Annotated in this window: 22 protein-coding genes and 1 other annotated feature; of the genes, 13 read left to right on the top strand and 9 right to left on the bottom strand. The window is 69.2% G+C overall.

What is annotated here, in order from left to right; all coding sequences use genetic code 11:
• The first annotated feature begins 119 nt into the window (after positions 1–119).
• From B146_RS0111480 to B146_RS0111470, 3 genes are read left to right on the top strand one after another with little or no spacing between them, the layout of a single operon-like run.
• Positions 120–1,193: a PilN domain-containing protein gene (locus B146_RS0111480; RefSeq protein WP_155897460.1), complete on the top strand. Its 1,074-nt coding sequence runs from the start codon at positions 120–122 to the stop codon at positions 1,191–1,193.
• Positions 1,190–1,741: a type II secretion system protein GspM gene (gene gspM / locus B146_RS0111475; protein ID WP_019996587.1), complete on the top strand. Its 552-nt coding sequence runs from the start codon at positions 1,190–1,192 to the stop codon at positions 1,739–1,741. Before B146_RS0111480 ends, gspM begins: the two co-directional genes overlap by 4 nt.
• The gene (locus B146_RS0111470) at positions 1,741–2,208 is read left to right on the top strand and encodes a hypothetical protein (protein WP_019996586.1); all 468 of its coding nucleotides are present in this window, start codon (positions 1,741–1,743) and stop codon (positions 2,206–2,208) included. The genes gspM and B146_RS0111470 overlap by 1 nt, the downstream gene beginning before the upstream one ends.
• A 141-nt stretch (positions 2,209–2,349) precedes the next feature.
• On the opposite strand, the gene B146_RS0111465 is transcribed toward B146_RS0111470, so the two are convergent.
• Positions 2,350–3,336, bottom strand: a complete 987-nt coding sequence (locus tag B146_RS0111465) for a Tim44 domain-containing protein (RefSeq protein ID WP_019996585.1) — start codon at positions 3,334–3,336, stop codon at positions 2,350–2,352.
• A gap of 220 nt (positions 3,337–3,556) precedes the next feature.
• Between B146_RS0111465 and B146_RS0111460 the strand changes: the two genes are divergently transcribed.
• Positions 3,557–4,777 carry an MFS transporter gene (locus B146_RS0111460; protein WP_019996584.1) on the top strand — a complete coding sequence of 407 codons (1,221 nt, stop codon included), beginning with the start codon at positions 3,557–3,559 and terminating at the stop codon, positions 4,775–4,777.
• On the opposite strand, the gene B146_RS0111455 is transcribed toward B146_RS0111460, so the two are convergent.
• Complete coding sequence (locus B146_RS0111455) at positions 4,755–5,420, bottom strand: DapH/DapD/GlmU-related protein (protein WP_019996583.1); 666 nt, start codon at positions 5,418–5,420, stop codon at positions 4,755–4,757. The two genes, B146_RS0111460 and B146_RS0111455, sit on opposite strands and share 23 nt — an antisense overlap.
• Before the next feature lie 90 nt (positions 5,421–5,510).
• Between B146_RS0111455 and B146_RS0111450 the strand changes: the two genes are divergently transcribed.
• Positions 5,511–6,131, top strand: a complete 621-nt coding sequence (locus tag B146_RS0111450; protein WP_019996582.1) for an SCO family protein — start codon at positions 5,511–5,513, stop codon at positions 6,129–6,131.
• A gap of 34 nt (positions 6,132–6,165) precedes the next feature.
• On the top strand, positions 6,166–7,044 hold the full coding sequence (locus B146_RS0111445) for a 50S ribosomal protein L11 methyltransferase (protein ID WP_019996581.1): 879 nt from the start codon (positions 6,166–6,168) through the stop codon (positions 7,042–7,044).
• Between the two features lie 162 nt (positions 7,045–7,206).
• Here B146_RS0111445 and B146_RS0111440 read toward each other — a convergent pair whose 3' ends face one another.
• Positions 7,207–7,410, bottom strand: coding sequence for a hypothetical protein (locus B146_RS0111440; protein WP_155897459.1), 204 nt, complete (start codon positions 7,408–7,410; stop codon positions 7,207–7,209).
• A 222-nt stretch (positions 7,411–7,632) separates the two neighbouring features.
• Positions 7,633–8,097 (bottom strand): MerR family transcriptional regulator, encoded by a 465-nt coding sequence (locus B146_RS0111435; RefSeq protein WP_019996579.1) that lies wholly within the window; start codon positions 8,095–8,097, stop codon positions 7,633–7,635.
• A gap of 264 nt (positions 8,098–8,361) precedes the next feature.
• On the opposite strand from B146_RS0111435, the gene B146_RS0111430 reads away from it, so the two are divergent.
• The 4 genes from B146_RS0111430 (at position 8,362) to B146_RS27735 (ending at position 14,656) form a co-directional block, all read left to right on the top strand.
• Positions 8,362–12,264 (top strand): peptidoglycan-binding protein, encoded by a 3,903-nt coding sequence (locus tag B146_RS0111430; RefSeq protein ID WP_019996578.1) that lies wholly within the window; start codon positions 8,362–8,364, stop codon positions 12,262–12,264.
• A 135-nt stretch (positions 12,265–12,399) separates the two neighbouring features.
• On the top strand, positions 12,400–13,329 hold the full coding sequence (locus B146_RS0111425; RefSeq protein WP_019996577.1) for a sulfite exporter TauE/SafE family protein: 930 nt from the start codon (positions 12,400–12,402) through the stop codon (positions 13,327–13,329).
• Positions 13,326–14,156 carry a TIGR02186 family protein gene (locus tag B146_RS0111420; RefSeq protein ID WP_019996576.1) on the top strand — a complete coding sequence of 277 codons (831 nt, stop codon included), beginning with the start codon at positions 13,326–13,328 and terminating at the stop codon, positions 14,154–14,156. Before B146_RS0111425 ends, B146_RS0111420 begins: the two co-directional genes overlap by 4 nt.
• Before the next feature lie 5 nt (positions 14,157–14,161).
• Positions 14,162–14,656: a DUF3429 domain-containing protein gene (locus B146_RS27735; protein WP_019996575.1), complete on the top strand. Its 495-nt coding sequence runs from the start codon at positions 14,162–14,164 to the stop codon at positions 14,654–14,656.
• Between the two features lie 3 nt (positions 14,657–14,659).
• Here the strand turns inward: B146_RS27735 and pdeM are convergent, their stop codons facing one another.
• Entirely contained in the window at positions 14,660–15,370 is a 711-nt protein-coding gene (pdeM, locus tag B146_RS0111410; RefSeq protein WP_322786367.1) for a ligase-associated DNA damage response endonuclease PdeM, read from the bottom strand.
• A 138-nt stretch (positions 15,371–15,508) separates the two neighbouring features.
• Positions 15,509–15,562: a sequence feature (sul1 is cis-regulatory element that is thought to sense ions involved in sulfur or methionine metabolism; They are found in Alphaproteobacteria), on the top strand.
• 81 nt (positions 15,563–15,643) lie between these two features.
• Here pdeM and B146_RS0111405 point away from each other — a divergent pair.
• Positions 15,644–17,128, top strand: coding sequence for a SulP family inorganic anion transporter (locus B146_RS0111405; protein ID WP_019996573.1), 1,485 nt, complete (start codon positions 15,644–15,646; stop codon positions 17,126–17,128).
• Between the two features lie 87 nt (positions 17,129–17,215).
• Complete coding sequence (locus B146_RS0111400; RefSeq protein ID WP_019996572.1) at positions 17,216–18,385, top strand: HPP family protein; 1,170 nt, start codon at positions 17,216–17,218, stop codon at positions 18,383–18,385.
• Here B146_RS0111400 and B146_RS0111395 read toward each other — a convergent pair.
• The 3 genes from B146_RS0111395 to B146_RS0111385 all read right to left on the bottom strand — a co-directional run bounded on the left by B146_RS0111395 (position 18,373) and on the right by B146_RS0111385 (position 22,758).
• Entirely contained in the window at positions 18,373–20,934 is a 2,562-nt protein-coding gene (locus B146_RS0111395) for a ligase-associated DNA damage response DEXH box helicase (protein ID WP_019996571.1), read from the bottom strand. The two genes, B146_RS0111400 and B146_RS0111395, sit on opposite strands and share 13 nt — an antisense overlap.
• Before the next feature lie 85 nt (positions 20,935–21,019).
• The gene (locus tag B146_RS0111390) at positions 21,020–21,667 is read right to left on the bottom strand and encodes a YitT family protein (RefSeq protein ID WP_407638548.1); all 648 of its coding nucleotides are present in this window, start codon (positions 21,665–21,667) and stop codon (positions 21,020–21,022) included.
• Positions 21,668–21,837: 170 nt separating this feature from the next.
• A complete protein-coding gene (locus B146_RS0111385; RefSeq protein ID WP_026358539.1) occupies positions 21,838–22,758 on the bottom strand; it encodes a class I SAM-dependent DNA methyltransferase in 921 nt (306 codons plus the stop codon).
• Between the two features lie 109 nt (positions 22,759–22,867).
• Here B146_RS0111385 and B146_RS0111380 point away from each other — a divergent pair, with 109 nt between their 5' ends.
• Positions 22,868–23,899, top strand: coding sequence for a ligase-associated DNA damage response exonuclease (locus B146_RS0111380; RefSeq protein ID WP_019996568.1), 1,032 nt, complete (start codon positions 22,868–22,870; stop codon positions 23,897–23,899).
• 20 nt (positions 23,900–23,919) lie between these two features.
• On the opposite strand, the gene B146_RS0111375 is transcribed toward B146_RS0111380, so the two are convergent.
• Positions 23,920–24,342, bottom strand: coding sequence for a VOC family protein (locus tag B146_RS0111375; RefSeq protein WP_019996567.1), 423 nt, complete (start codon positions 24,340–24,342; stop codon positions 23,920–23,922).
• Between the last annotated feature and the right edge of the window lie 17 nt (positions 24,343–24,359).

The following is a 24,359-nucleotide window of genomic DNA, read 5'->3' as shown; positions in this document are numbered from 1 at the left end:
TGGTTCAAGACGCCCCCTCAAAAAAGCACGCGTTTGCTTAACAATCCGTAGAAATTTGCCGGCTAGGCTTTGTGCGACTGCGATCGATCGAGGGTACGGGGCGGGTGGCCGGACGGGGCGTGACAGCGGAAACCAACATGCGGCCGAGCCTCACCGACATCGCCCGGCGCGGCTGGTCCTGGTGGCGGGACGAGATCGCCGCCCTGGTGCCGAACGGGTTGCGCGCCCGCGCCAGCGGCGCGCGCGCCGAGATCGATTGCGTGCTCCTGTCGGACGGGCGCGTCGCGGCGGCGCGGGCCGCCTCTCCCGGTGGGGCTCTGCCTTCGCCGGATGGAGCGCTCGCGCCGGGCGAGGCGCTTTCGCGGCATCTCGCCGAGCTTGCCGAGGCCGCGCCGCAGGGCACGGTGCGGCTCTGCGTTCCGCGCGATCTGTGCTTCCTGCGCCGCTCCCAATTGCCGCGCCGCGCCCTGCCGCATGCCGGCGCGCTGCTCCGCCTCGAGGCCGAGGCGCTTCTGCCCTTCGAGCCGGGCGAGATCTTCAGCGACTGGTATGTCGAGACCGAGAATGTCGCGACGCGTGAGCTGGAGGTGATCCACGTCATCCTGGCGCGCGAGCGCATCCGGGCGGTGGAAGAGGCCTGTGCGGGTGCGGGGCTCGCGCTCGTGCGGGTCAGCGTCGGGGATGCCGAAGGCCGGCCGATGCCGGTGGACCTCCTGTCGCGGCAGGAGGCGAGCTTTCGGGCCGCGCTCGCCCGGCTTTCGCCGCTCGCGCGCTGGCTCGGCGCTGCGGCGCTCCTCCTGGCGCTCGCCACGCCCTTTCTCCTGATCGCGCGGCAGGACGCGGCGCTGGCCGAGCTGAGCGCGGCGCGGGCGGCGCTGCCCAAGGCTTCGCCGACCGCCCAGTCCGCGACAGCGGTCGCCGATTTTCTGGACGCGCGCGCGAGCCGCGTTCCGGTATCGATGCTGCTCGACGAGCTCGCGCGCCGCCTGCCGCCCGGCACCACGCTCACGGCGCTTCGCCTGGAGGGAAAGCGGCTCCTGATCGATCTGCAAGGCGGGGGGAGTGGGGCGGTGCGCGCGGCGCTCGCCGGCAGTCCGCTTCTCTCGGAAGGGACCGACACCGCGCCCGGCCAACTCGCCTTCGAGCTGCGTCCGCTGCCCGAGCGGCCGGCGCGGGAGGAGCGCGCGCGATGACCGCCGAACGCTTTCTCGCCTCGCCCGCCGCCCGGCGCTTCGCGGCGCTTGCCCTTCTGTTCGCGATGCTCTGGCTCGTTTCGCCCCTTTTGACGGGCCCGTGGACGCGGTGGAGCGAAGGGCGCGAGGCGCTTGCCCGCGAAACCGCGCTGGCAGAGCGGCTTGCGCGCTTGGACGCCCGGCGCGCGCTGGTCGGCGGGCTCGCGACGCAGCCGGACGCGCCCTTTCTCACGGCCCCCGATGCCGGCACGGCGGCCGGGCTCCTGTCGCAGCGGCTCACAATGGCCGCTCCCGCCGGCGCGTTTCGCATCGACACGCTGAACGCCGATGCCACCGACGAGCGCCCCGGCGCGCCGGTTCGCGCGGGGATCGCCTTCACCGCCACGCAAGGCGCGCTCTACGCGTTTCTGGCCGATCTCGAGACCCGCCCGCCCTTTCTCAGCGTCGACGACCTCGTTCTCACGCAGCGCCGCGAGGTGGACGGATCGCTGGTCCTGTCGGGAACCCTCTCGGTGTCCACCGTCCCTTTGATGCGGAAGCAGCCGTGATGCGCGAGGGGCTATTCCTGTCGGGGCCGGGCGAGCGAGGCGCCGCGCTCGTGCTTGTCCTTGTCGGGGTGCTCGCCGCTCTCGCCCTCACCGCGTCGCTCGAAGCACCTGCGCCCGGCGCACCGGAGGTGCCTGCCCGCATGGTCTCGCCGCTGCGGCTGGAGGGTAGCGCCTTCTCGCGCGCGCCGCCCTTCGACCCCGCGCGAGCGCCGCTGGACGGTGTGGGTCGGCTCGCTTCCGAAACGCCGCCGATCGCCGCCGCCCCGGTGGAGCCGCCGCTGCGGCTCGTCGGAATCCTCGCGGACAGCGCGGTGCGGCGCGTTCTGTTTGCGGGTGTCGACACCTGGCTGGAGGAAGGCGGCACGGCCTGGGGCTGGACGATCGACCTGATCGAGCCGAGGCGGGTCACGGTTCATCGCGGCTCGGAGCGGCGGGTGATCGACGCCAGCGAGGCGCTGAGCCCCTGACGCGGGTCTCTCGAAAGTGTTCGGCGGGGCGGGCGCCCGCCTGAGGTCGAAACGCCCAGACGATCCCCCTCGATGCGAAAAGGGCCGCCGGCTTTCGCCGACGGCCCTTCGTTCGTCTTGCAAGTCGGAGTTCGCGTGGGCTCAGGAGCCCTGGATCGCCGAGAGCTTCCACTCGCCGCCGCGCTCGCGCACGAAGGTCCAGACTTCGGTGGACTCGACGGGGTTCGTCTCGTCGCCTTCCACGATCCGGCCCGACTGGCGGTCCCTCACGACGTCGATCATGCCGTAGCGCATGGCGACGGTCGCATAATCGCGCGTGCCCTCGCGCCAGCTTTCGGCCACGTCGCCCTGCAGAAGCTCGACGTCGCGCGCCTCGTTGCGCACGCCGCGCGCGGCGTTCTGTGCCAGCTCCTGGCTGAGATAGGACACGACTTCCGGCGTCGCGATCTGCTCGAGCGCGTCGTAATCCTCGCGGCTATAGGCGGCCTGCAGCGCCTTGAGGCGGCTTTCGAAAATGCCGAGATCCTGCGGTGTCACGCCGATCTCGTCGCGCCCGACGCCGGGCTTGTTTGCTGCGGCCGAGCGGCTGCCGAGGCCCGAGCCATAGGCGTTGCGGCCGGCATTGGGGTCCTGGCCGGTATAGGCGTTGCGGTTGCCGTTCATCGGGTTCGGGCCGCCGGCCGCGGCCGTCTGGTTGCGGCGCGAGCGGAAGAAGCGAACCGCGAGCATCACGAGAAGGCCGATCAGCGCCACCTGCACGAGAAGGCCGAGCATGCCGGCGAGACCGCCGAAGCCCGAGCCCATGAACAGCCCGAACAGACCGCCGATCAGAAGGCCGCGCATCAGGGCGCCGCCGAAGCCGCCACCGAAGAGGCCCGAGCGCTGGCCGGCGGCCGGACGCGCGGCGGCCGCCGCGCTGGAGGCCTGGCCCGGCGAGGTCATGGAGCGCTGGACGGGCGCGGCGGCCGGCGCCGTGTTGGTCGCCGGCGCGGACTGGTAGGTGCGGCCGCCACGGCTGCCGAAGCTGCCGCCACGGCGGGCTTCGGCATAGTCCACGACCATCGTCGAGAAGACCAGCGTCATCACGGCGAGGAGAGCCGTGTAACGTCCGGTTCGGGAGGGGTTCATGGAAAGGTCCTTCGGCAAGCGTTGAATGTCGGTCCTCTCCATATAGGAAGCCGAAGACCGGCCTGAGAAGCGCTGGAGGGGGAACGAGTCGGGGAGGGGCGATCAAGATTTCGCCATCGCCCGCCCGCCGAGTGCCTTCCGCCGGTGGGAAGGGAGGCGTAAGGGACAGTCAAGCTGACCCATCAAGTCGCCCATCAAGCCATCCAAGGGAGCGTCGATCGTGACCTCGCCGAACCTTGCTCGACCGACCGAATCCAGCCGCACCGCCCCTGAGGGCGCCGCGCCGCGCCTGTCGCGCGCCGCGGCCTTCGCCATGGCGCTGTCGGCCGGCGCGCTCGCGGCCAATCTCTATTACGCCCAGCCGGTGGTGGCGCTGATCGGCGCCGATCTCGGCATGAGCCCGGCCATGGAAAGCCTGATCGTCACCGCCTCGCAGATCGGCTACGCGCTCGGCCTCGTCTGTCTCGTGCCGCTCGGCGACGTCGTGGAAAACCGGCGGCTCATCCTTCTCACCATGGCCGCCGCCGCGCTCGGCCTCGTCGCGCTGGCGCTGACGCCCAGCCTGCCGCTTCTTCTCGCACTCACGCTTCTGGTCGGCGTCGCTTCCACCGCCGCGCAGATGATCGTGCCGCTCGCGGCCAGCTTCGCGCCGGCCGAGGAGCGCGGGCGCATCGTCGGCAACATCATGACCGGCCTTCTCGGCGGCATCCTCCTGGCGCGGCCGGTGTCGAGCTTCGTGGCGGGCTTTGCCGGCTGGCGGGGCATCTTCCTTCTCTCGGCGCTTCTCGTGGCGGGTCTGGCCCTGGCCGGAAGCCGCCTGTTTCCCGCGCGCCGCCCGGCGGGGCGCGAGCGCTACGGGACGCTGATCCGCTCGCTCGGGCGCCTGTTCCTGACCGAGCCCGTCCTGCGTCGCCGCGCCCTCTATCATGCCGGGCTCTTTGCCGCTTTCGGCGCCTTCTGGACCGGCGCGCCGATCCTTCTCCTGCGCGAGCCCTACAATCTCTCGCCGCAATGGGTGGCGCTCTTCACCTTGAGCGGCGCGCTCGGCGTTCTGGCCGCGCCGGTGGCGGGCCGCATGGCCGATCGCGGCCATTCGCGCCGGGGCACGCTGATCGCCATCTCGCTGGTTCTCGTGGCCATGCTGATCGCGTTTCTCGGCACCCATTCGCTGGCCGCGCTGGTGGTCGCCGGCATTCTCGTCGATCTCGGCGTGCAGGCCAATCTGGTGATCGGCCAGCGCGAGATCTTTCAGCTCGACGCCGCGATCCGCAACCGGCTGAACGCCGTCTACATGACGACCTTCTTTCTCGGCGGCGCGCTCGGGTCGAGCCTCACCAGCCCCATTCTGGAGCGCTTCGGCTGGCAGGGCGTCGCCGCGCTCGGCGGCTTCTTTCCCGCGCTCGCGCTTCTCTACTTCCTCACGGCGGAGCGTCGGGGCTGAGAGCGCGCTCTTCCCAGCGTGCGAGGAAATGCTCGATCGGCAGCGTCTGCATGTCGGGGATCGCCTCGAACAGACGCTCGCGCGGCCAGTCCCACCAGGCGAGGCGCAGGAGGCGCTCAGCGATCTCGGGCGCAAAGCGCATCCGCAGGGGGCGCGCCGGCACGCCCGCCACGATCGCATAAGGTGCGACGTCGCGCGTCACCACCGCGCCGGCCCCGATCACCGCGCCGGTTCCGACCGTGACGCCCGGCAGGATCACCGCGCCATGGCCGATCCAGACATCGTGGCCGATCGAAACGCGCCGCGCCGCCCGGCGTTCGCGAAAGCCGTGGTCGACGCCGAGAAAGCGGAAATACTCGTTCGGGCGATAGGTGATCTTGTGCGTGGTGACGCGCTCGGTCGGATGTTCCAGCGCGTTGATGCGCACATGGGCGGCGATCGAGCCGAACTTGCCGATATCCGTCTGCACGGCTTCGCCGCCGCGCTCGAAATAGGTGTAGTCGCCGACCGTCACGTCGCGCAGCTTCACCCGCTGCCCGATGTCGCAGAAGCGGCCGAGCCTGGTGTCCTTCAGCTCCGCGCTCGGATGCTGCTTGGGTTCGTCGGCCCGGAAGCGCAGATCGGGCTCGGCGAGTTGGGTCATCGAAGGGCCTCGGCGCGCGGGAAGGGGAGAGGCGGCTTTGCCGCCCGGCCCGGCTGATGTATCCGATGAGCCGAGACAGGAGCAAACGCCATGGCCCGACCCGAACCGACCCCCCGTCGCAGCCGCGCCCGCGCGCTGCGCTATGCGCTGTGGTTTCTCGTGGCCGCCGTCCTGGCGCTCATGATCCTCGTCTTCGCGCTCGGTCGCAAGGAGGTCGGCGACGCGATGAGCGGCCCGGCCTATGGCGGCCCGTTCCAGCTCGTGGACCAGCGCGGCGCCCCGGTGACGGAGGCCGTCCTGCGCGGACGCCCCACCGCCCTGTTCTTCGGCTTCACCCATTGCCCGGACGTCTGCCCGACGACGCTGTACGAACTGGCGGGCTACCAGAAGGCGCTGAAGGCGGACGGGCGCGACCTCAATATCGTCTTCGTCACCGTCGATCCCGCGCGCGACACGCCGGAGATCCTGCGCACCTATGTCGGCGCCTTGTCCGACGACGTGACCGCGCTGACCGGCGACGACGCGCAAGTCGAGGCCATGCTGAAGAGCTACGGCATCTATTTCAAGAAGGTGCCGCAGGGCGCGGACTACACGATGGACCACACCGCCTCGGTCCTGCTTCTCGACCGGACCGGCGCGCTGCGGGGCACGATCGCCTTTGGCGAGGACCCGGCCACCGCGAAGCTCAAGCTGGAGCGCCTCGGCGCCTGATCGATCCGTTACAACCACCAGGAAGGGACCGCCCTTGGGCCAGGTTCGTTATTTTGCCCGTGGCGGCAAACAGGTCACGCAAGCGCTCTACGAGCGCCTCGACGCCGCCTTCGCGGACGAGGGCTGGCCGATCGCCCATATCGAGATCGACGAGGATGCCGATCTCCACGAGGCCTCGGTTTATTTCGAGGGCGAGGCGGACACCGACGCGCAGACCCTCGATGCCGCCTTCGCGCCGCTGGAGCCGACCCGCGAGGATCTGCCCGATATCGATTGGATGGCGCAGGTCCTGGCGGACCTGAAGCCCGTGCGCGCCGGCCGCTTCCTGGTGCATGGCGCGCATGACCGCGACAAGGTGCGCCCGCACGACCTGTCGATCGAGATCGAGGCGGGGCAGGCCTTCGGCACGGGACATCACGGCACCACGGCGGGCTGCCTGTCGATGATCGAGGAGGTGGTGCGCCGCCGCCGGCCGGTGAATGCGCTGGATCTCGGCACGGGCAGCGCGGTTCTGGCGATCGCCATCGCCAAGCTCGCGCGCGTGCCGGTTCTGGCGACCGATATCGATCCGGTCGCGACGCTGGTGGCGAGAGAGAACATCCGCGCCAACGGCCAGCACAATTTCGTGCGCGCCGAAACGGCGAAGGGCTTCGACGGCCCGGCCTTCGCGGCCTATGCGCCCTTTTCGCTGATCGTCGCCAATATCCTGGCGCGGCCCTTGATGATGCTCGCTCCGCAGATGGCGCGCCAACTTGGCGATGGAGGCGATCTCGTCCTGTCCGGCATTCTCGCCAAGCAGCGCGATGCGGTGCTGGCCGCCTATCGCGTGCAGGGCCTGTTCCATCGCAAGACGCTGCGCCGCGACGAATGGGTGACGCTGCATCTCACCCGCAACGATCGGCCGCTGGACTGACCGGCGCCGCGCCCGGAAGGGCGCGGCGGCCCTCCACGAACGAAACGGGGTCGCGAACGCAACGAGGCCACAAACGAAACGAGCCCGGCTGCTCTCGAAGAGCGGCCGGGCTCGCGATCAGGGAAAATGGTCGGCCCAGCCTTTCGGCGGGGCCTTGCGGGCTTAGAAGCGCTGGGGCGCGGCCGACTCGAACATGGAGCCGCGCAGACCGGAGAGATTGGTCAGCGGGTCCATTTCCAGGAAGACGGCACGGCCGCTCTGCAGCGAACGATTCGACGGACGCGAACGGTCCGCACCGGCAGGGCGGCGCGAGGAGTAGCCGAGATGGGCCGGCTGGGCTCCGTGGCGTTCGGTTTGGGCGGTCATCATAAAAGCCTCGATAGGATAGGGGTCTGTTCAACTCCCATCCCCAATATGATGCACCGCAGCACGAAGAGCTATGCGTAGGAGTGCATAGGTCGCCTTACTCAAATGCACGGCTGTTTCGCCAATTCCTTCATAATTCGTTCATAGGTGATGGCTGCGACCCGTAAGGGTGCCCGCGCCGCAGGGCTTTGCGGCACGAAAGCGCCTGAAAGGCGCCGCAGATCAGCCGAGTTTGGTGAGGCAGTTCTGCACGAAGTCCGTCGTCAGGCGCATGGCTTCAAGCGACTCCTCGATCTCGCGCTTCTGGTCCTGCAGGATCTGGCGCTGCTCCTCGAAGCGCACCAGCGCCGTCTTGAGCTGCTTGCGCTGCCCGTCGGACTGTTCGCGAAGGTCGATGAGCTGCTTGGCCTCGGTCAGGGAGAAGCCGAGAATCTTGGCGAGCAGGACCAGCCGCAGGCGCATCCGGTCGCGCCGCGAATAGATGCGCGTCGTGCCGCGCCGTTCGGGCGAAAGGAGGCCGCGATCCTCGTAGAAGCGCAGCGTGCGAAGCGTCACCCCGAATTCGCGCGACAGGTCGCCGATCCGGAATTCCTCCAGCTTGTCCCGGCCCGGGTCGTCGAAGCTGAGCAATTGGTCCGCCGTGATGCGGAATTCCTGCTCGCTCGTGTCCTCATTGGGTTGCGTCATACATCTTCGCGCCTCTCAGCGCGCCTGCCATTTCGTGTCCGCGCGGGTGACCTCACCCGTCCGATTCATAAACCTGTAGGAATTTCACCCATTGCCGCCAAGCGCTCGCCCGACAGGAATCCAGCTTCAATCCCGGTTGTCTTTATAGTCCCTTAACAAAAGGGTTCGACCTTAATCGATCGTCAACCCACCGGAGCGGCGGTTCGGTTCTTTTCCCAAGAGCCGCGCGACCACGACGGGACCTTGGACCAAGAGGAAGACGGCATGTCGCGCAACGATCCGCATTTGAAGGCACGGTCCGATGCCGAGGCGCCCATGGCGGAAGGGTCCTTTACCTCCCTGTCCAAGACGTTGGAAGATTTGGAAGCCCGGCTGACGCGGCTTTCCATGGGCAAGCGGCCGGCCGGCGACGCGGCGGAAACCGTGGCGGCCGAGCAGCCGGCGCGCGATGCCGCCGCCCGTCTTCGCTCCATCGCCGCCGCCCGCCGCGCCGCGCGCCCGGCGCTCGATGCCGCCGCCTCGCCGCTGGCGCTCGAGCGTCGAATGGACGCAGCCCCCGCCGCCAAGCGCCCCGCCGCCCGCGCGCCGCAGCCCGCCGACAAGCGGCTCGGCTCGATCGCGGGAGAGATCGGCGATCTTCAGGCCCAGGGCGCGGCGCTTTCCGTGATCAAGGAACTGGCGGCCGACGTCACCGCGCTGCGCGGCGAAATCCAGACCAGCGTCGTCGGCGGTCATCTGGTGCAGCGCTTCGAGGAGATGCGGGCCTCGCTCGGCGAGATCAAGCGCCTCGTCGGCGAGTCCAAGGGCGCCGACAAGATCGGCGCCGAAATCTTCGCGCTGATGGAGCAGCTCACCGAGCTGACGGCGAGCAATGCCGATCAGGCCTCGCTGATGGAGCTGCGGGCCGAGCTCGACACCGTCTCGACCATGGTCTCGCAGATGGCGCGCGAGGAATCCGTCCAGGCCGTGCAGCAGCGCTGGGACGAGTTCGAGGCGCGCATCGCCGACCGGATCGAACTCGACAGCCAGGCCAAGCGCGACCTGCGCGTGGAGCTGGAGCGCCTGCGCGGCTCGCTGCGCTCGCTCTCCACCGAAGAGCAGATCCAGGCCGTCCAGCAGCGCTGGGAGGAATTCGAAGCGCGCTATGTCGACACGGTCCGCACCCAGACCGAGGAAACGCTGACGCGCGTCCTGAAGGGCGAGCTCGACACGCTTCGCTCCAAGCTCGACGAGCTGTCCAGCGAAGCCAGCGGCGCGGCGATCGAGGCGCGCTTCGAGGCGATGACCGCCAAGCTGCCGATCCGCGAGCTGGAAGCGGGCATCGGCCGCCTGTCGGAGCGCATGGGCGAGATCGAGAAGGCGCTGGTCGGCCTGCCCGAGACGCTGCATCTCGACCAGATGGAAGCGCGCATCCAGGCGCTGTCCTCCAGCGTCGAGCAGCTCGCCGCCGAAATCCGCGAGCCCGATCTCAGCCATTTTGCGGTTCTGGAGGAGCGCCTCGACGAAATCTCCGCCGCGATCCTGTCAGGTGGCCTCGCCTCGGCCGGGGAAAGCGCGAGCGGCCCCCTGCAGCGCATCGAGGCGCGCGTCGCCGAGCTCGCCGGCCGGGTCGACCGGATCGCCGAAACGGGCGACGCCGAGCTTCTGTCGGCGCAGATCGCCGCCCTGTCGGAACAGATCGAGGAACTCTCCGCCCGCCCGGCCGCCGACGAGATCGGCGCGCGGATCGACCGTTTGAGCGAGCGCGTCGAGCGCCTGTTCCGCACCACCGGCGGCGAGCTCGCCTCCAACGCGCTGGAAGCCCGCCTTCAGGCGCTGGCCGACCGGCTGGAACAGTCGGCCGGCGCGGTCGGCGTCGACAATGACGTGATCCGCTCGCTGGAGAACCAGATCGGCCGTCTGGCCGAGGTGCTGGCCGGCGCCCCCGCGCTGATGGACGTCGATTCCTCCGAAGTCTCCCGCCGCCTGGAAGCGCTGGAGCGCAAGTTCGACAGCGACCGCGACAGCGTCGTCGCCGCCGCCCGCGCCGCTGCCGAAGAGGCCGTGCGCCGGATGCAGGCCGGCGAGGACAATCGCCAGAACGCCTATGTGCGCGATCTCGCCGGTGACCTGCGCCGCCTCGAAGACCTTTGCCGCCAGTCCGACGAGCGTGCGGTCGGCGTGTTCGACGCCGTTCACACGACGCTGGTGAAGATCGTCGATCGCCTGACCGCGATCGAGAGCGAGCTTCGCACCGAGCCCGCGCGCGGCGCATCCATGTCCGTCGCGCCGGTTCTGCCGGCCATGGCGATGGCCCCGGCCATGACGCCGGCCGACGCGGACGCATCCCAGGAGGCGGAGGAGCCGCGCGGCCTGCGCGGGGCGCTCTCGCGCCTGCGCCGCCCCGAGCGCAACGCCGCGGCCGCCGAGCCGATGCCGAGCCTCGCCGAGCGCATCCGGCCGACGCCCGTCGTGCCCGTGCCGCCGATGGCGCGCGCCCAGCCGACCACCGAGATCGACGCGCCCTCGCTCGACGCCGCCGACAGCGTCGTGTCGCGCGAGGCCGACCGTCCGCTGGAGCCCGGCTCCGGCGCGCCCGACATCGCGGCCCTGATCGAGCGCGTGCGCACCCAGCAGCGCGCCGGGGCCGAGAGCGCCGATTCCGTCGCCAAGGCCGACTTCATCGCCGCCGCCCGCAAGGCCGCCATGGCCGCTGCCGCCGAAGCCGAAGCGCTGAAGGCCGAGCCGCTGCTCGGCGAGAACGAAAGCGAGCGCGGCAGCCGTCGTCGCAAGCCCATTCTGATGGCGGTCGGCGCCGTGCTTCTGGCGCTCATGGCCATTCCGCTCGGCCAGCGCTACCTCGCCGGCCAGCCGGATGAGACGCAGAGCGCCGTTTCCGCGCCCGCCGCGTCGATCGAGGTCGCCCCCCGCGCCCCCGCTCTTCCCGTCCCCGCGCTGGAAGCGCCGACCTTTGCCCCCGCCGCGCCCGCGATCACGCCGCCGGCCGCCGAGCCGCAGCGCCTCGGCAGCGCCGAGCCCGCAGCTACGGCCGCGCCCGAAATCATGAGCGAGACCGCCGCGCAAGCGCCGATGGAGGCCGCCGAACCCGCGGCCGCCATGGCCGCCGCGCCGGAGGCTCCGGCCGCCGTCGCCGTCCCGGCGGTTGCCCCAGCGGTTGCCGAAGTCGCGACGCCCGAGGCGAGCGAGCCCGCTGCCGCCGCCGCGCCGGTGGTCGCCGCGTCCCTCGCGCCGGCCGCCACCAATGCCGACGCTTCGCCGCTTCTGGCCACCGCCGAAGCCCGCCTGCCGGCCGAGGCACGCGGCGCGCTGCCGGCCATGCCCGGCAAGATCGGCCCGCAGGCGCTGACGAACGCCGCCACCCAGGGCGATCCGATGGCGATGTTCGAGATCGGCCTGCGCCTCATGGAAGGGCGCACCGCGCCGTCCGACCCGAAGGCGGCCATGGTCTGGTTCGCCCAGGCCGCTTCGCGCGGCTATGCGCCGGCCCAGTACAGCGTGGGCACCCTGTTCGAGAAGGGCAACGGCGTCGCCCGCGACACGGGCGCGGCGCGCGACTGGTATCGCCTCGCGGCCGACCAGGGCAACATCCGCGCCATGCACAATCTGGCGGTTCTCTACGCCACGGGAATCGAAGGCGCATCCGAGCCCAAGACCGCGGCCGAATGGTTCCTGCGCGCCGCCCAGCACGGGATGCGCGACAGCCAGTACAATCTCGGCATCCTTTATGCCCGGGGCGTCGGCGTGGAACAGAATCTCGGCGAGTCCTACCGCTGGTTCCGCATCGTCGGCGCCGCCGGCGACAAGGACGCGCAGAACAAGTCCGAAGAGGTCGGCAAGTCGCTCGCGCCCGAGCTTCGCAAGGAGATCGACGCGCAGACGGCCGATTGGAAGCCCGAGCCGCGCATCGACGCCGTCAACACGGTCAACATTCCCGCCAGCTGGACCGAGAAGTCCGGCCAGACCGCCTCGGTGGACATGACCAAGGCGATCCGCAACGTTCAGGCCATCCTCCTGAAGCTCGGCTACAATCCGGGCCGCCCGGACGGCGTGGTCGGCGAGCAGACCACCGCCGCCATCCGCAAGTTCCAGGAAAAGGCCGGCCTCCAGGCCACCGGCCAGATCGACGAGCCGCTGATCCGCGCGCTTCTCGACCGCAAGGACGCCTGATCCGAACCTCAGCGCTCGGGAAGGCCCGATGGCATTTGACTTGACGCGAAGGGCAGCCCTAAGACGGGGCTGCCCTTTTTTCGTGCCCGAACCTTTCGAGCGTTCCAGCAGCCTCCAGTCGGCGAGTTGAAACCCGTGACGCTCTATCTTCCGATCGCCGAGATCTCGGTCAACATTTTCGTCATCGTCGGGATGGGCGCGGCGGTCGGCTTTCTGTCGGGCATGTTCGGAGTGGGCGGCGGCTTCCTGATCACGCCGCTTCTGATCTTCTACAACATCCCCCCGGCCGTCGCCGTCGCCACCGGCGCCAATCAGGTCATCGCCTCGTCCGTCTCCGGCGCGCTCGCCCATTACAAGCGCGGGACGGTGGATCTGAAGCTCGGCCTGATGTTGATCCTCGGAGGCGCGGTGGGCTCGGGCGTCGGCGTCTGGCTGTTCACATTGCTGCGCCGGCTCGGCCAGCTCGATTTCGCCGTTTCGGTCCTCTACGTCCTCCTCCTCGGCACGGTGGGCGGCCTGATGCTGGCCGAAAGCATCCGCGCCATCCGCCGCGTGAAGGGCGGCGGCTCGGGCGAGGTGCGGCGCACGGGCCAGCACAGCTGGGTCCACGGCCTGCCGTTCAAGATGCGCTTCAAGCGCTCCAAGCTCTATGTCTCGGTCGTGCCGGTGCTCGGCCTCGGCTTCGCGATCGGCGTTCTCGGCTCGGTCATGGGCGTCGGCGGCGGCTTCATCATGGTGCCCGCCATGATCTACCTCCTGCGCGTGCCGACCAGCGTCGTGATCGGCACCTCGCTGGTGCAGATCATGTTCACGGCGGCGGTGACGACGGTTCTCCAGTCCGCCACCAACGGGACGGTGGACGTGGTTCTGGCCTTTCTCCTGATGATCGGGGGCGTCGTCGGCGCGCAGTTCGGCGCCGAAGCCGGTCGCAAGCTGCGCGGCGAGCAGCTTCGCGCGCTTCTGGCGCTCCTCGTTCTCGCGGTCGCCGTGCGCCTTTTCGTGGAGCTCGTCGTGGTGCCGACCGACATTTTCACGATCAGCCTGCCGAGCGGCGAAAGCGGATGAGGCGGCTGGCGCTCCTTCTCGGGCTCTCTCTCCTCGCCACCGCCGCAGGGGCGCAGACGCGCGCGCCGGTCCCCACTCCGGCGGCAACAGCTCCGGCCGCCGATCCGCCGCCCGTGCCCGAAAGCTTCCAGATCGGCCTCTCCACCGAGATGATCGCGGTCGGCTCGAATTTCGGCGGCACACGGCTCGTCGTGTTCGGCGCGCTCGACAATGCCGATCCGCGCATCATGCGCCAGGGGCGCTACGATATCGTGGTGATCCTGGAGGGGCCGCGCAGCAATCTCGTTGTGCGCGAGAAGAAGCGCACCTTCGGCATCTGGCTCAATCGCGGCTCGGAGCGCTTCGAAAGCGTGCCGGCCTCCTATTCGCTCGTCTCGACGCGCCCGATCCAGGACATCGCGCCCGGCGTCACGCTGCGCCAGCTCGGCATCGGCGTCGCCAACCAGGCCTTCGAGCGCACGCCCTCGCGCAACGGCTCTCCCACCGACACGCAGCTCTATGCCGACGCCCTGGTCGAAGCCAAGAAGGCCGCCGGTCTCTACGCCGAGACCTCGGGCGCGATCGAGTTCGTCAGCGCCACCTTGTTTCGCGCCAATCTGACCCTGCCGCCCGATATGCCGGTGGGCCGCCACGTCGCGCGCGCTATTTTGTTCCGCGAGGGGAGTTTCGTGCGCGAGCGCTCGGAAGACCTCTGGGTGGTGAAGACGGGGATCGAAAGCCAGATTTCCGTGTTTGCCGCTCGCAACGGCGCGCTTTACGGCCTCGTGGCCGTTCTGGTCGCCGTGTTCACCGGCTGGTTCGGCCGCATCATCTTCAAACGGGACTGACCTTCATGCAGACTTTCGCTCAGGACGCGCCGGCCCGCAGCCGGGCCGACCAACTCGTCCGCGCCGGCTGGATTCTGGGCGTCGGCGGCCTCGTGCCCTTCGTGGTCGGAACGCTGCTGATCGCCACCTATTCGGAGATCGCGGACCCGTCCTATCTCTGGCTCGCCGTGTCCGCCTGGGCCGCCGTGATCCTGTCGTTTCTCGGCGGCGCGCGCTGGGGCGCGGCCCTGAACGAGACCGCGCGCAAGAGCCCGACGACCCTTGCCCTGTCGGTGATCCCCTCGCTCGCGGCCTGGGTCTTCGTGCAGCTTCCCCAGCCCTGGAACTTCGTCGGCTTCGCCGTCGCCTTCAGCGTGCAGGGCGTCTGGGACTACACCGCGACCCGCGAAGGGCGCATCGAAACGCCCTGGTACGCCCAGCTGCGCCTCGTGCTCACCGTCGTCGTCGTGCTCTGCATGGTCGCGGTCGCCTTCGCGACGGCACAGCCCGTGGCGCTCTAAGCCTTACGCCGAGAGAGCACCGAACGGGATCGGATAGATCCGCGTCGTGCCGATCACCAGCGCCTTCGCCCGCTCGCGGGCGAAGAGTCCGTCGAAGGCGCGGTCCAGCACGTTGAGCCCGCCCGTGGTGACGCCGAAGGACGGCATCACCATGCGCGAGCCGTCGGTCGCGAAACACGCCCCCCGCACCGAGCGGCCCCGGCCGGAAACCCGCGCGACGGGGTGGAGATGGCCGGCGATCTCGCCCGCCCGCGCATGGGGGGAGGGCTCGTGGCGCAGGAGCCAGGGGCCGAGCGCGATCTCCTCCGCCACCTCGCCGGAAAGGCCGGCCGGCGGCTCGGGGTCGTGGTTTCCCGAAATCCAGGTCCAGCGCCGGCCCGCCACGAGGCCGGCCAGACGCTCGCGAAACGGAGCGGGCATGAGCGCCGCGCCATGCCGGTCGTGGAAACTGTCGCCGAGCGCCACGACATGGGTGGGCGCGTAGCGCGCGAGCGCCGCGTCCAGAAGCGCCAGCGTCGCCGCCGTGTCGTAGGGCGGCAGCATCATGCCGCGCCGTGCGAACGCCGCGCCCTTTTCCAGATGGAGGTCCGACACGATCAAGAGCCCGAACTCGGGCGAGAAGACGATGCCCGACGGGTCGCAGACGAGGCGGCCGCCATTGACGGTGGTCTCGACGCCTTCGCCGCCCGCTTGCCGGAATCGTCGGTCGATCATGTTCATCGGTCGCGCTTGCTTTACCGTTTGTTCCAGTCCTGTTCCTGTCTCAAATCCAAATTGGTGGCGAAGGCAAGGCGGTGCGACTCCGAGGCCCGGCTTGATTCGCCGGATAAAATAAGGCAGTCAGACCGGGCACAAGGACTTGGGGCTCCCAAGTGGCTATGCCGGGCGCCTATCCCTCGGCCAATCCAGACGACGTTGAGAATGTGATGCGACCGCCGCCCGCCTTGAGCGAGCCGGCAGGACGTCGTCGAGATTTCGTTGTTTCCGATGTTCACCACACGCAATTGGCAGGCCGACTGGTTCGGCAATGTCCGGGGCGACCTCCTGTCCGGGCTGGTCGTCGCATTGGCGCTGATCCCCGAGGCCATCGCCTTTTCCATCATCGCGGGCGTCGATCCGAAGGTCGGCCTCTACGCCTCCTTCTCCATCGCCGTCCTGATTTCCATCTTCGGCGGCCGGCCCGGCATGATCTCGGCCGCGACCGCCGCGACCGCCGTTCTCATGGTTACGCTCGTGCGCGACCACGGGCTGCAATATCTTTTCGCCGCGACGGTCTTCGCCGGCCTCATCCAGATCGTGGCCGGCTTCTGCCGGCTCGGCGATCTCATGCGCTTCGTGTCGCGCTCGGTCATGACCGGCTTCGTCAACGCGCTGGCGATCCTCATCTTTCTGGCGCAATTGCCCGAGCTCATCGGCGTGCCCGCCATGACCTATGTGCTCTGCGCGGCGGCGCTCGCCATCATCTATCTCTTTCCGCGCATCACCAAGGCCGTGCCGTCGCCGCTCGTCGCGATCGTGGTGATCACGGGTGCCGCGCTCGCCTTCGGCATCGAGGTGCGCACGGTCGGCGACATGGGGCAGCTGCCCTCCAGCCTGCCGGTCTTCCTCCTGCCGGACGTGCCCTTCGACCTGGAAACGCTGCGCATCATTGCCCCCTATTCCGTGGGCATCGCGCTGGTCGGCCTTCTGGAATCGCTGATGACCGCGCAGGTCGTGGACGATCTCACCGACACGGGCTCGGACAAGAACCGCGAATGCGTCGGCCAGGGCATCGCCAACACCGTGACCGGTTTCTTCGGCGGCATGGCGGGCTGCGCCATGATCGGCCAGAGCGGCATCAACATCCGCTCCGGCGGGCGCGGGCGGCTGTCCTGCTTCTTCGCGGGCGTCGCGCTCCTGTTCCTCATCGTGGTGCTCGGAGACTGGGTCGCCGTGATCCCCATGCCGGCGCTCGTCGCCATCATGATCATGGTGTCCATCGGCACGTTCGACTGGGGCTCCTTGAAGAGCCTCGTCACCCATCCGCGCCGCTCCTCCGTCGTCATGGTGGCGACCGTGGTGATCGTGGTCTGGACGCACAATCTGGCGCTCGGCGTCTTTGCGGGCGTGCTTCTGTCCGGCCTCTTCTTCGCCTCCAAGATCGCGCAGATCTTTCGCGTTTCGTCGGAGCTGTCGGATAATGGGCGGACGCGGACCTACCGCGTGGAAGGCCAGGTCTTCTTCGCCTCGGCCGGGCGCTTCGTCGAGAGCTTCGATGTCCGGGAGAAGCTGGAGCGCGTCGTGATCGACGTGACCCACGCCCATATCTGGGACCTCACCGGCGTCGGCGCGCTGGACAAGGTCGTGCTGCGCTTCCGCAAGGCGGGGGTCGAGGTGGAAACCGTCGGCCTCAACGAAGCCTCGCGCACGATCGTCGACAAGCTGACCATCCAGAACCGGGCGGACGCCCTGGAACTGACCGCCGGTCACTGACCCACTCGGCCCGCCGCACCCTTAAGCCGGCGGGCCGAGCTTCCGAGCCTCTTGGCGAAGCATCACGCTCCGGTGATAAGGGGCACCATGAGTGTCTTCGCCTCCTTTCTTCCCTCGTCCCCGCCGGTCAGCTTCAGGGAGCGGCTTCGCTCCGCCTTCGGCGCGCTGATCGGCATTCTCCTCACCGGCCTCGTCTGCCGCTTCGCGCTCGGACCGGGAACGGCGCTGCCGATCCTGATCGCGCCGATGGGCGCCTCGGCCGTCCTCCTTTTCGCCGTGCCGGCGAGCCCGCTCGCCCAGCCCTGGTCGCTGATCGGCGGCAATCTCGTGTCCTCGCTGGTCGGCGTCACGGTCGGGCTTCTCGTGCCCGATCCGTTCCTGGCCGCCGCGCTCGCCATCGGCATCGCCATCGGCCTCATGATGGGCCTTCGCTGCCTGCATCCGCCGAGCGGCGCGGTGGCGCTGACGGCGGTGCTTGGCGGCCCCGGCATTCACGCGCTCGGCTACGGCTTCGTGATCTGGCCGGTCATGGCCAATTCCGTCCTGATGCTGATCGCGGCCATTCTCTACAACCGCATGGCCGGGCGCACCTATCCGCATCGGCCATTAGCCGTCGCCGCCGGGCACCAGACCCGGGACAGGCCGGCCGCCGCGCGCGTCGGCTTCACCTCCGAAGACCTCGACGCGGTTCTGGCGGAATACGACCAGCTTCTCGACGTCGATCGCGGCGATCTCGAAGCGATCCTGCGTCAGGCCGAAATCCGATCCTATCGCCGCCGCTCGGGGCAGATGACCTGCGCCTCGATCATGTCGCGCGACGTCGTCGCCATCGCGCCCGATGCGCCGATCGCGGAGGCGCTGGAGCTTCTGCGCTCGCACCACATCAAGACCCTGCCGGTGACGAGCGAGGACGCGCGCGTCGTCGGCATCGTCACGCAGACCGATCTCCTGGACAAGCCGACCTGGGGGCCGCGCGGCCCGAGGCTCGGCGTCGGGCTTCGGCTGCAACTGACGCTCAATCGGATGCGCGCCCCCAACGGCTCGATCGAGGACATCATGACGAGCCCGGTGCGCACGGTCTCGCCGGACACGCTGCTTGCCGATATCGTGCGCCTCATGGCCGCGACGGGCCTTCATCACCTGCCGGTGGTGGAAGCGGACGGCCGCCTCGCCGGCATCGTCTCGCAATCCGACCTCATCGTCGCGCTGCTGGCCGAAAGCGACCGCCGGGCGGAGGAAGCGGCTCAGCCGAGATAGTTCGAGCGGAAATCCTTCACCTCGCCGAGCGCCTTGATGATGAGTTCCTCTTCCATGGCCTCGGCGAGCAGGTCGTCGCGCGCCTCGCCCTCGATCCGCTCGCGGCCCGCCTCCAGCATGATCGGCACGGCCAGCGGCGAAATCTCCTCGAGATTCTTGTGCAGGATGTGCCGCTTGATGCGCCCGAGGAGGTCCGAGACGCGGCGCACGTCGAGAAGGCCGGTCGCGGCATCCGCCCAGGTGGCGCGCAGGAGGATGTGGTCGGGCTCGTGCGCGCGCAGCACGTCATAGACGAGATCGGACGAGACGGTCATCTGCCGCCCGGTCTTCTCGCGCCCCGGCTGGTTCTTCATGACGAGACCGCTGATGACAGCGCATTGGCGGAAGGTGCGTTTGAGCAGCCAGGAATCGGCCATCCAGGCTTCCAGATCGTCGCCCAGCATGTCCTCGTCGAAGAGATCGTCGAGCGACAGGCGTCCGTCGGCGATCATCGCGCCCATATCGGCCCGGCCCCAGATGGAGAGGGCATAGTCGGTCGCGACGAAGCCGAGGGGCTTGGCGCGGGCGCGCTCCAGCCGGCGGGTCAGCAACATGCCGAGCGTCTGGTGCGCAAGGCGTCCCTCGAAGGGATAGGCCACCAGAAAGAAGCGGTTGCCGTTCGGAAAGGTCTCGATCAACAGATCGTTCGGGCCGGGAATGGCGCTCTTGCGCTTCTGGATCGCCAGCCATTCGCCGACCTGAGAGGGCAGGCTGCCCCATTTGGCGGGATCGGCCAGCATCTCGCGGACCTTCTCGGCCAGGAAGGTCGTGAGCGGGAATTTCTGCCCGCCGTAATAGGGCACCTTGGCTTCGTCGTCCTGCGTCTTGGTGACGAGACATTCCATCTCGTGAATGCCCTCGAAGCGCAGGACCTGGCCGGAGAAGAGAAACGTGTCGCCGTTGGCGAGCGTCTCCAGGAAGTTTTCCTCGATCTTGCCGAGAACCGGGCCGCCGCGCGCCATGCCGGATTTCGTCTTGGCGCGGATGAGGCGCACGAGAAGCGATTCGGACTCGATGATCGTGCCGGCATTCATCCGATAGGCCTGCGCGACGGAGGGGTGCGTGATCCGCCACGTCCCGTCCTCCGTCAGCCGGATCTTGGCGTAGCGCTCGTAGACGCGCAGCGCGTAGCCGCCGGTCGCCACGAAATCCACCACGCGGTCGAAGGTCTCGCGGTCGAGCTCGCGATAGGGCAGGGCCATGGTCACTTCGCGGTGCAGATCGTCGGCGCGGAAGGGCGCGGCAACGGCCATGCCGAGGACATGCTGGGCGAGCACGTCGAGACAGCCCTCGCGCATCGGCGGCGAATCCTGATCGCCGAGATAGTTGGCGTCGAGCGCCGCCTGGCATTCCATGACCTCGAACCGGTTGGCCGGAACGAGGATGGCCTTCGACGCCTCGTCCATCCGGTGGTTGGCGCGGCCGATGCGCTGGGCGAGACGCGAGGCCCCCTTGGGCGCGCCGACATGCACCACGAGATCGACATCGCCCCAGTCGATGCCGAGATCGAGCGTCGAGGTGGCGACCACCGCGCGCAGCTCGTTGGCCGCCATGGCCGCTTCCACGCGCCGGCGCTGCGTCACGTCCAGCGAGCCATGATGGAGCGCGATGGGCAGCGTGTCCTCGTTGATGCGCCAAAGCTCCTGAAACAGAAGCTCGGCCTGGCTTCGCGTGTTGACGAAGAGCAGCGTCGTGCGGTGCGCCTGAATCGCCTCGTAGATTTCGGGCATGGCATAGCGCGCCATATGCCCCTGCCAGGGCACGCGGGCCGAGGATTTGAGGATCGTGATCTCCGGCTTCACGCCGCCGTCGACGGTCACGAGATCGGCCATGGGCGCGGTGCCCGGCGCCTGCGCCACCAGCCATTGGCGCAGCTCGTCGGGGTTGGAGACCGTGGCCGACAGGCCGACCGTGCGCAATTCGGGCCGCAGCTTGCGAAGGCGCGCGAGGCCCAGCGCCAGAAGATGCCCGCGCTTGGAGGCGACGAGCGAATGCAGCTCGTCGAAGATCACGGTCTTGAGGTCGGAGAAGAAGATGTCGGCGTCCGGGCTCGCGATCAGGAGCGCGAGCTGCTCGGGCGTGGTCAGAAGAATGTCGGGCGGCTTCAGCTTCTGGCGCTGGCGCCTGGATTGCGACGTGTCGCCGGTGCGCGCTTCCATGGAGATGGAGAGGCCCATCTCCTCCACCGGCTTTTCCAGATTGCGGCGAATGTCGGTGGCGAGCGCCTTCAGGGGCGAGATGTAGAGCGTGTGGACGCCCGGCGGCTTGCGGCCGGGAACGCGCTTCGGCCGGCGCGACAGGTCGATCAGCGAGGGCAGGAAGCCCGCCAGCGTCTTGCCCGCCCCGGTCGGCGCGATCAGGAGAACCGAGGCGCCCTTTTCAGCCCGCTCCAGAAGGTCGAGCTGATGGGCGCGCGGGCTCCAGCCCTTGGCTGCGAACCAGCGCAGAAAGGGCTCGGGGAGAGCGAAGACGAGATCGGACGGGGCGGGGGCGGGAAAGGGCGCGGTCACGCCCGATTAGGTAAGGCCGGCCTTGCCGCACGCCAAGGCCGGCGCGGCGGATCGCCCGCCCGAACCTGACCGCGCCAGCTGAACCTTACCGCGCGAGGTAGCGGTCAGCCCGGTGGTTGATCGCGAGGAAGAGGTTGAGGACCAACGCGCCGAGGACGGAATAGAGAACCGCGAGCGGCGAGACGGCGAGAAAGGCCGTGACCAGCACGAGAAGATCGACACCGAGCTGCGTCAGCCCCGCGCGCCAGCCGAAGCGGTCCTGCAGATAGACGGCGAGAATGCCGACGCCGCCGGCCGAGGCGCGGTGGCGGAACAGAGCCAGCAGCCCGAAGCCGATCAGAAGGCCACCGAGACAGGCGCCGAGCAGCGGTTGGACACCGGCAAAGCGGATGAGATCGCCGCTGAAGGCCGTCATGACCGAGAGAAGCGCGACGGCGAAGGCGGTCTTGACCGTGAAGGCCCGCCCCATGCGCCCGATGGCGAGCACGTAGAAGGGCAGGTTGAGGACGAAGAAGACGAGGCCGAAATTCCAGCCGGTCCAGTAATGGACCACGAAGGCGAGACCCGCCATGCCGCCCGTCAGAAAGCCGAGATGGCCGAGCATGGCGATGCCGAGCGCCGTCAGCGTCACGCCCGCGACGACGCCGAGCACGTCTTCCCAGGGGCTGTGCTTCGTCGCCGTGGCGGCCCAGACGCCGAAGCGATGGGCGCGGCGCAGGGTCTCTTCCTCCAGCCGGCCGGCTTCGATTCCGTTCGAAAGGTCCGAGGGCTGTTCGAGGGATATGGTCACACGCCTGCTCCATGCCGGGCCAAGGCGGCACGCTACAATCGCCCGGTTCCCCGGCAAAGCCCGAGAGAACGCATGGAAGCCATGCGCCGCGCGAAAGGCGGCTCGGCCTCCGCTCAGCCCCGGCGCGCGAGGATCACGGCGCCGCGCACGGGCTCGCCCCGATCGCGGCGGATGTCGAGGCCGGACTCGGCGACGGCGGTGAAGCCCTGCGCTTGCAGGAGCTGGGTGAGAAATCCGGTCGAATGGACATAGCGCAGGGACGGCCGCAGCGCGTAGCCGCCATCGGCCGGGTCGTGCGTGGTCTCGACGGAAAAGGCGAGCAGCCCGCCGGGTGCCAGCAGCTGCCGCGCGCGGGCAAAGACGGGGGAGAGGTCGCCGAGATAGTTCATCACGTCGGTCGCCGTGACGATGTCGTAAGGTAGGCCGTCCGGCGCCTGCGCTTGCGCGACGTCGCCCTCGCTCAGATGATCGTAGAGCCGCTTGCGCCGCGCCTGCTCCAACATGCCCACCGAGAGATCGAGCCCGTGCAGCGTGTCGGTCACGGGGCGCAGCCGCTCGCCCATCAGACCCGTGCCGCACCCGAGATCCATTGCCCGGCGGAAGCGCAAGGGCGCGCAATGCGAGCCGAGCAGGGCGAAGAGATGGTCCGGCACGCAATAGCCGAGGCGCTGGACGAGCGAGGTCTCGAAGCTTTCGGCATATTGGTCGAACAGGCCGGCGACGAAGGCGGGCGGTGGCGCGTCCGGCACCGGGGCGGCACCCATCGCGGCGAGCTTCAGTCCGGCGCCGTAGGGGTCGGCCGCGTCCTCGGCCAGAACCGCGCGGTAGAGCGCGACCGCCTCGTTTCGCTCGCCCACCTCCTCCAGAAAGGCGGCGAGCCGCACGCGGCCGAGCGTCCAGCCGGGCGCGAGGTCCACCGCCTGTCGCATCAGGTCGGCGGCGGCGGCATAGTCGCGCGCGCCGGCATAGGATTCGGCATAGTCGGCGCGCCGGTCGGCGAGCGTGTTGCCGGAGCGGTGAGGGTTCTGAGGCACGGGTGTCATCCGGGGGCGGGGCGAGCGCTTATCGGGCGCGGGCCGGTCGGGCGCAAGCGGATTTTCGCGGGCGCTTCCGCTTGCGCGCCCCGCGCCTATCTTCCAGCCCATGGCCCGTTTCGAAGACCTGCTTCGCCCGACGCCCAACGGGCTTTATTGCCCGCCCGGCGATTTCTACATCGACCCGGTGCGCCCGGTGGAGCGCGCCCTGATCACCCATGGCCATGCCGACCATGCGCGTTCGGGCCACAGCCATGTCACGGCGACGCGCCGCACGCTCGCCATCATGGCGCTGCGCTACGGCGAGGATTTCGCCGGCGCGCGCCAGGAAGCCCCCTGGGGCGAGGTGCTGACGGTGAACGGCGTTCGCGTGTCCTTTCACCCCGCCGGTCACGTGCTCGGCTCGGCGCAGATTCTGGTCGAATGGGAGGGAATGCGGATCGTCGCGTCCGGGGACTACAAGCGGCGCGAGGACCCGACCGCCGAGCCCTTCGAGCCGGTGCCCTGCGATGTCTTTATCACCGAGGCGACCTTCGCGCTGCCGGTGTTCCGTCACCCGGATTCGCGCGGCGAGGTGCGAAAGCTCATCGCCTCCACCAAGCAGTTTCCCGAGCGCGCCCATCTCGTCGGCGCCTATGCGCTGGGCAAGGCGCAGCGGGTCATTCGGATGCTGCGGGAGGAGGGCTACCGCGAGCCGATCTATATCCACGGCGCCCTCAAGAAGCTCTGCGACTTCTACGAGAGCGAGGGGATCGACTTGGGCGAGCTGCGCCCCGCCACGATCGCGCGGGGCAAGAGCGACGAGGGTGCCGCAAAGCAGGAGTTCGCGGGCGCCATCGTCGTCGGCCCGCCCTCCGCCTTCGCCGACAAATGGGCGCGGCGCTTTCCCGATCCGGTCGCCTGTTTCGCGTCCGGCTGGATGCGCGTGCGCGGGCGGGCGCGCCAGCGCGGCGTCGAGCTGCCGCTGATCCTGTCGGATCATTGCGACTGGGACGAGCTGATCGAGACCATCGCGGAGATCGCCCCGCAGGAGGTCTGGGTCACGCATGGGCGCGAGGAAGCCTTGGTGCGCTGGTGCTCACTTCGCGGTGTGCGCGCCCGCCCGCTCCATCTCGTCGGCTACGAGGACGAGTCGGAATAGAGGCGTCAGTCGAGGTGGAGTCAGGGCGAGGCGGGATCGCCCGCGACGGCCGAGGGGTCCATCCACATGACCTCCCAGATATGCCCGTCCAGGTCCTCGTAGGAACGCCAATACATGAAGCCGAACTCCTGCGTCGGCGTCGGATCGGCGATGCCGCCCGCCTCGACGGCGTCGGCGACGCGCGCGTCCACCGCCGCGCGGCTCTCCGTCGACAGGCAGAAGAGCGCCTGCGCGCTCGCGTGCGCATCAGTGATCGGGCGCGGCGAGAACTTCATGAACTTCGCATGGGTCAGGAGCATGACGTGGATCACATCCGACACCACGATGCAGGCGGCCGTCTCGTCTGAGAATTGCGGGTTCCGCCGGAAGCCGAGCGCCTCGTAGAAGGCGACGGCGCGCGAGAGATCGCGCACGGCCAGATTGATGAAGATCAAGGGCTGCATGCTGTGTCCTCCCTGGT

Source organism: Aureimonas ureilytica DSM 18598 = NBRC 106430 (genome assembly GCF_000382705.1).
GTDB lineage: Bacteria > Pseudomonadota > Alphaproteobacteria > Rhizobiales > Rhizobiaceae > Aureimonas > Aureimonas ureilytica.
Note: the sequence above shows the minus strand (reverse complement) of the source record. Positions and strands in the feature narration are given on the sequence as shown.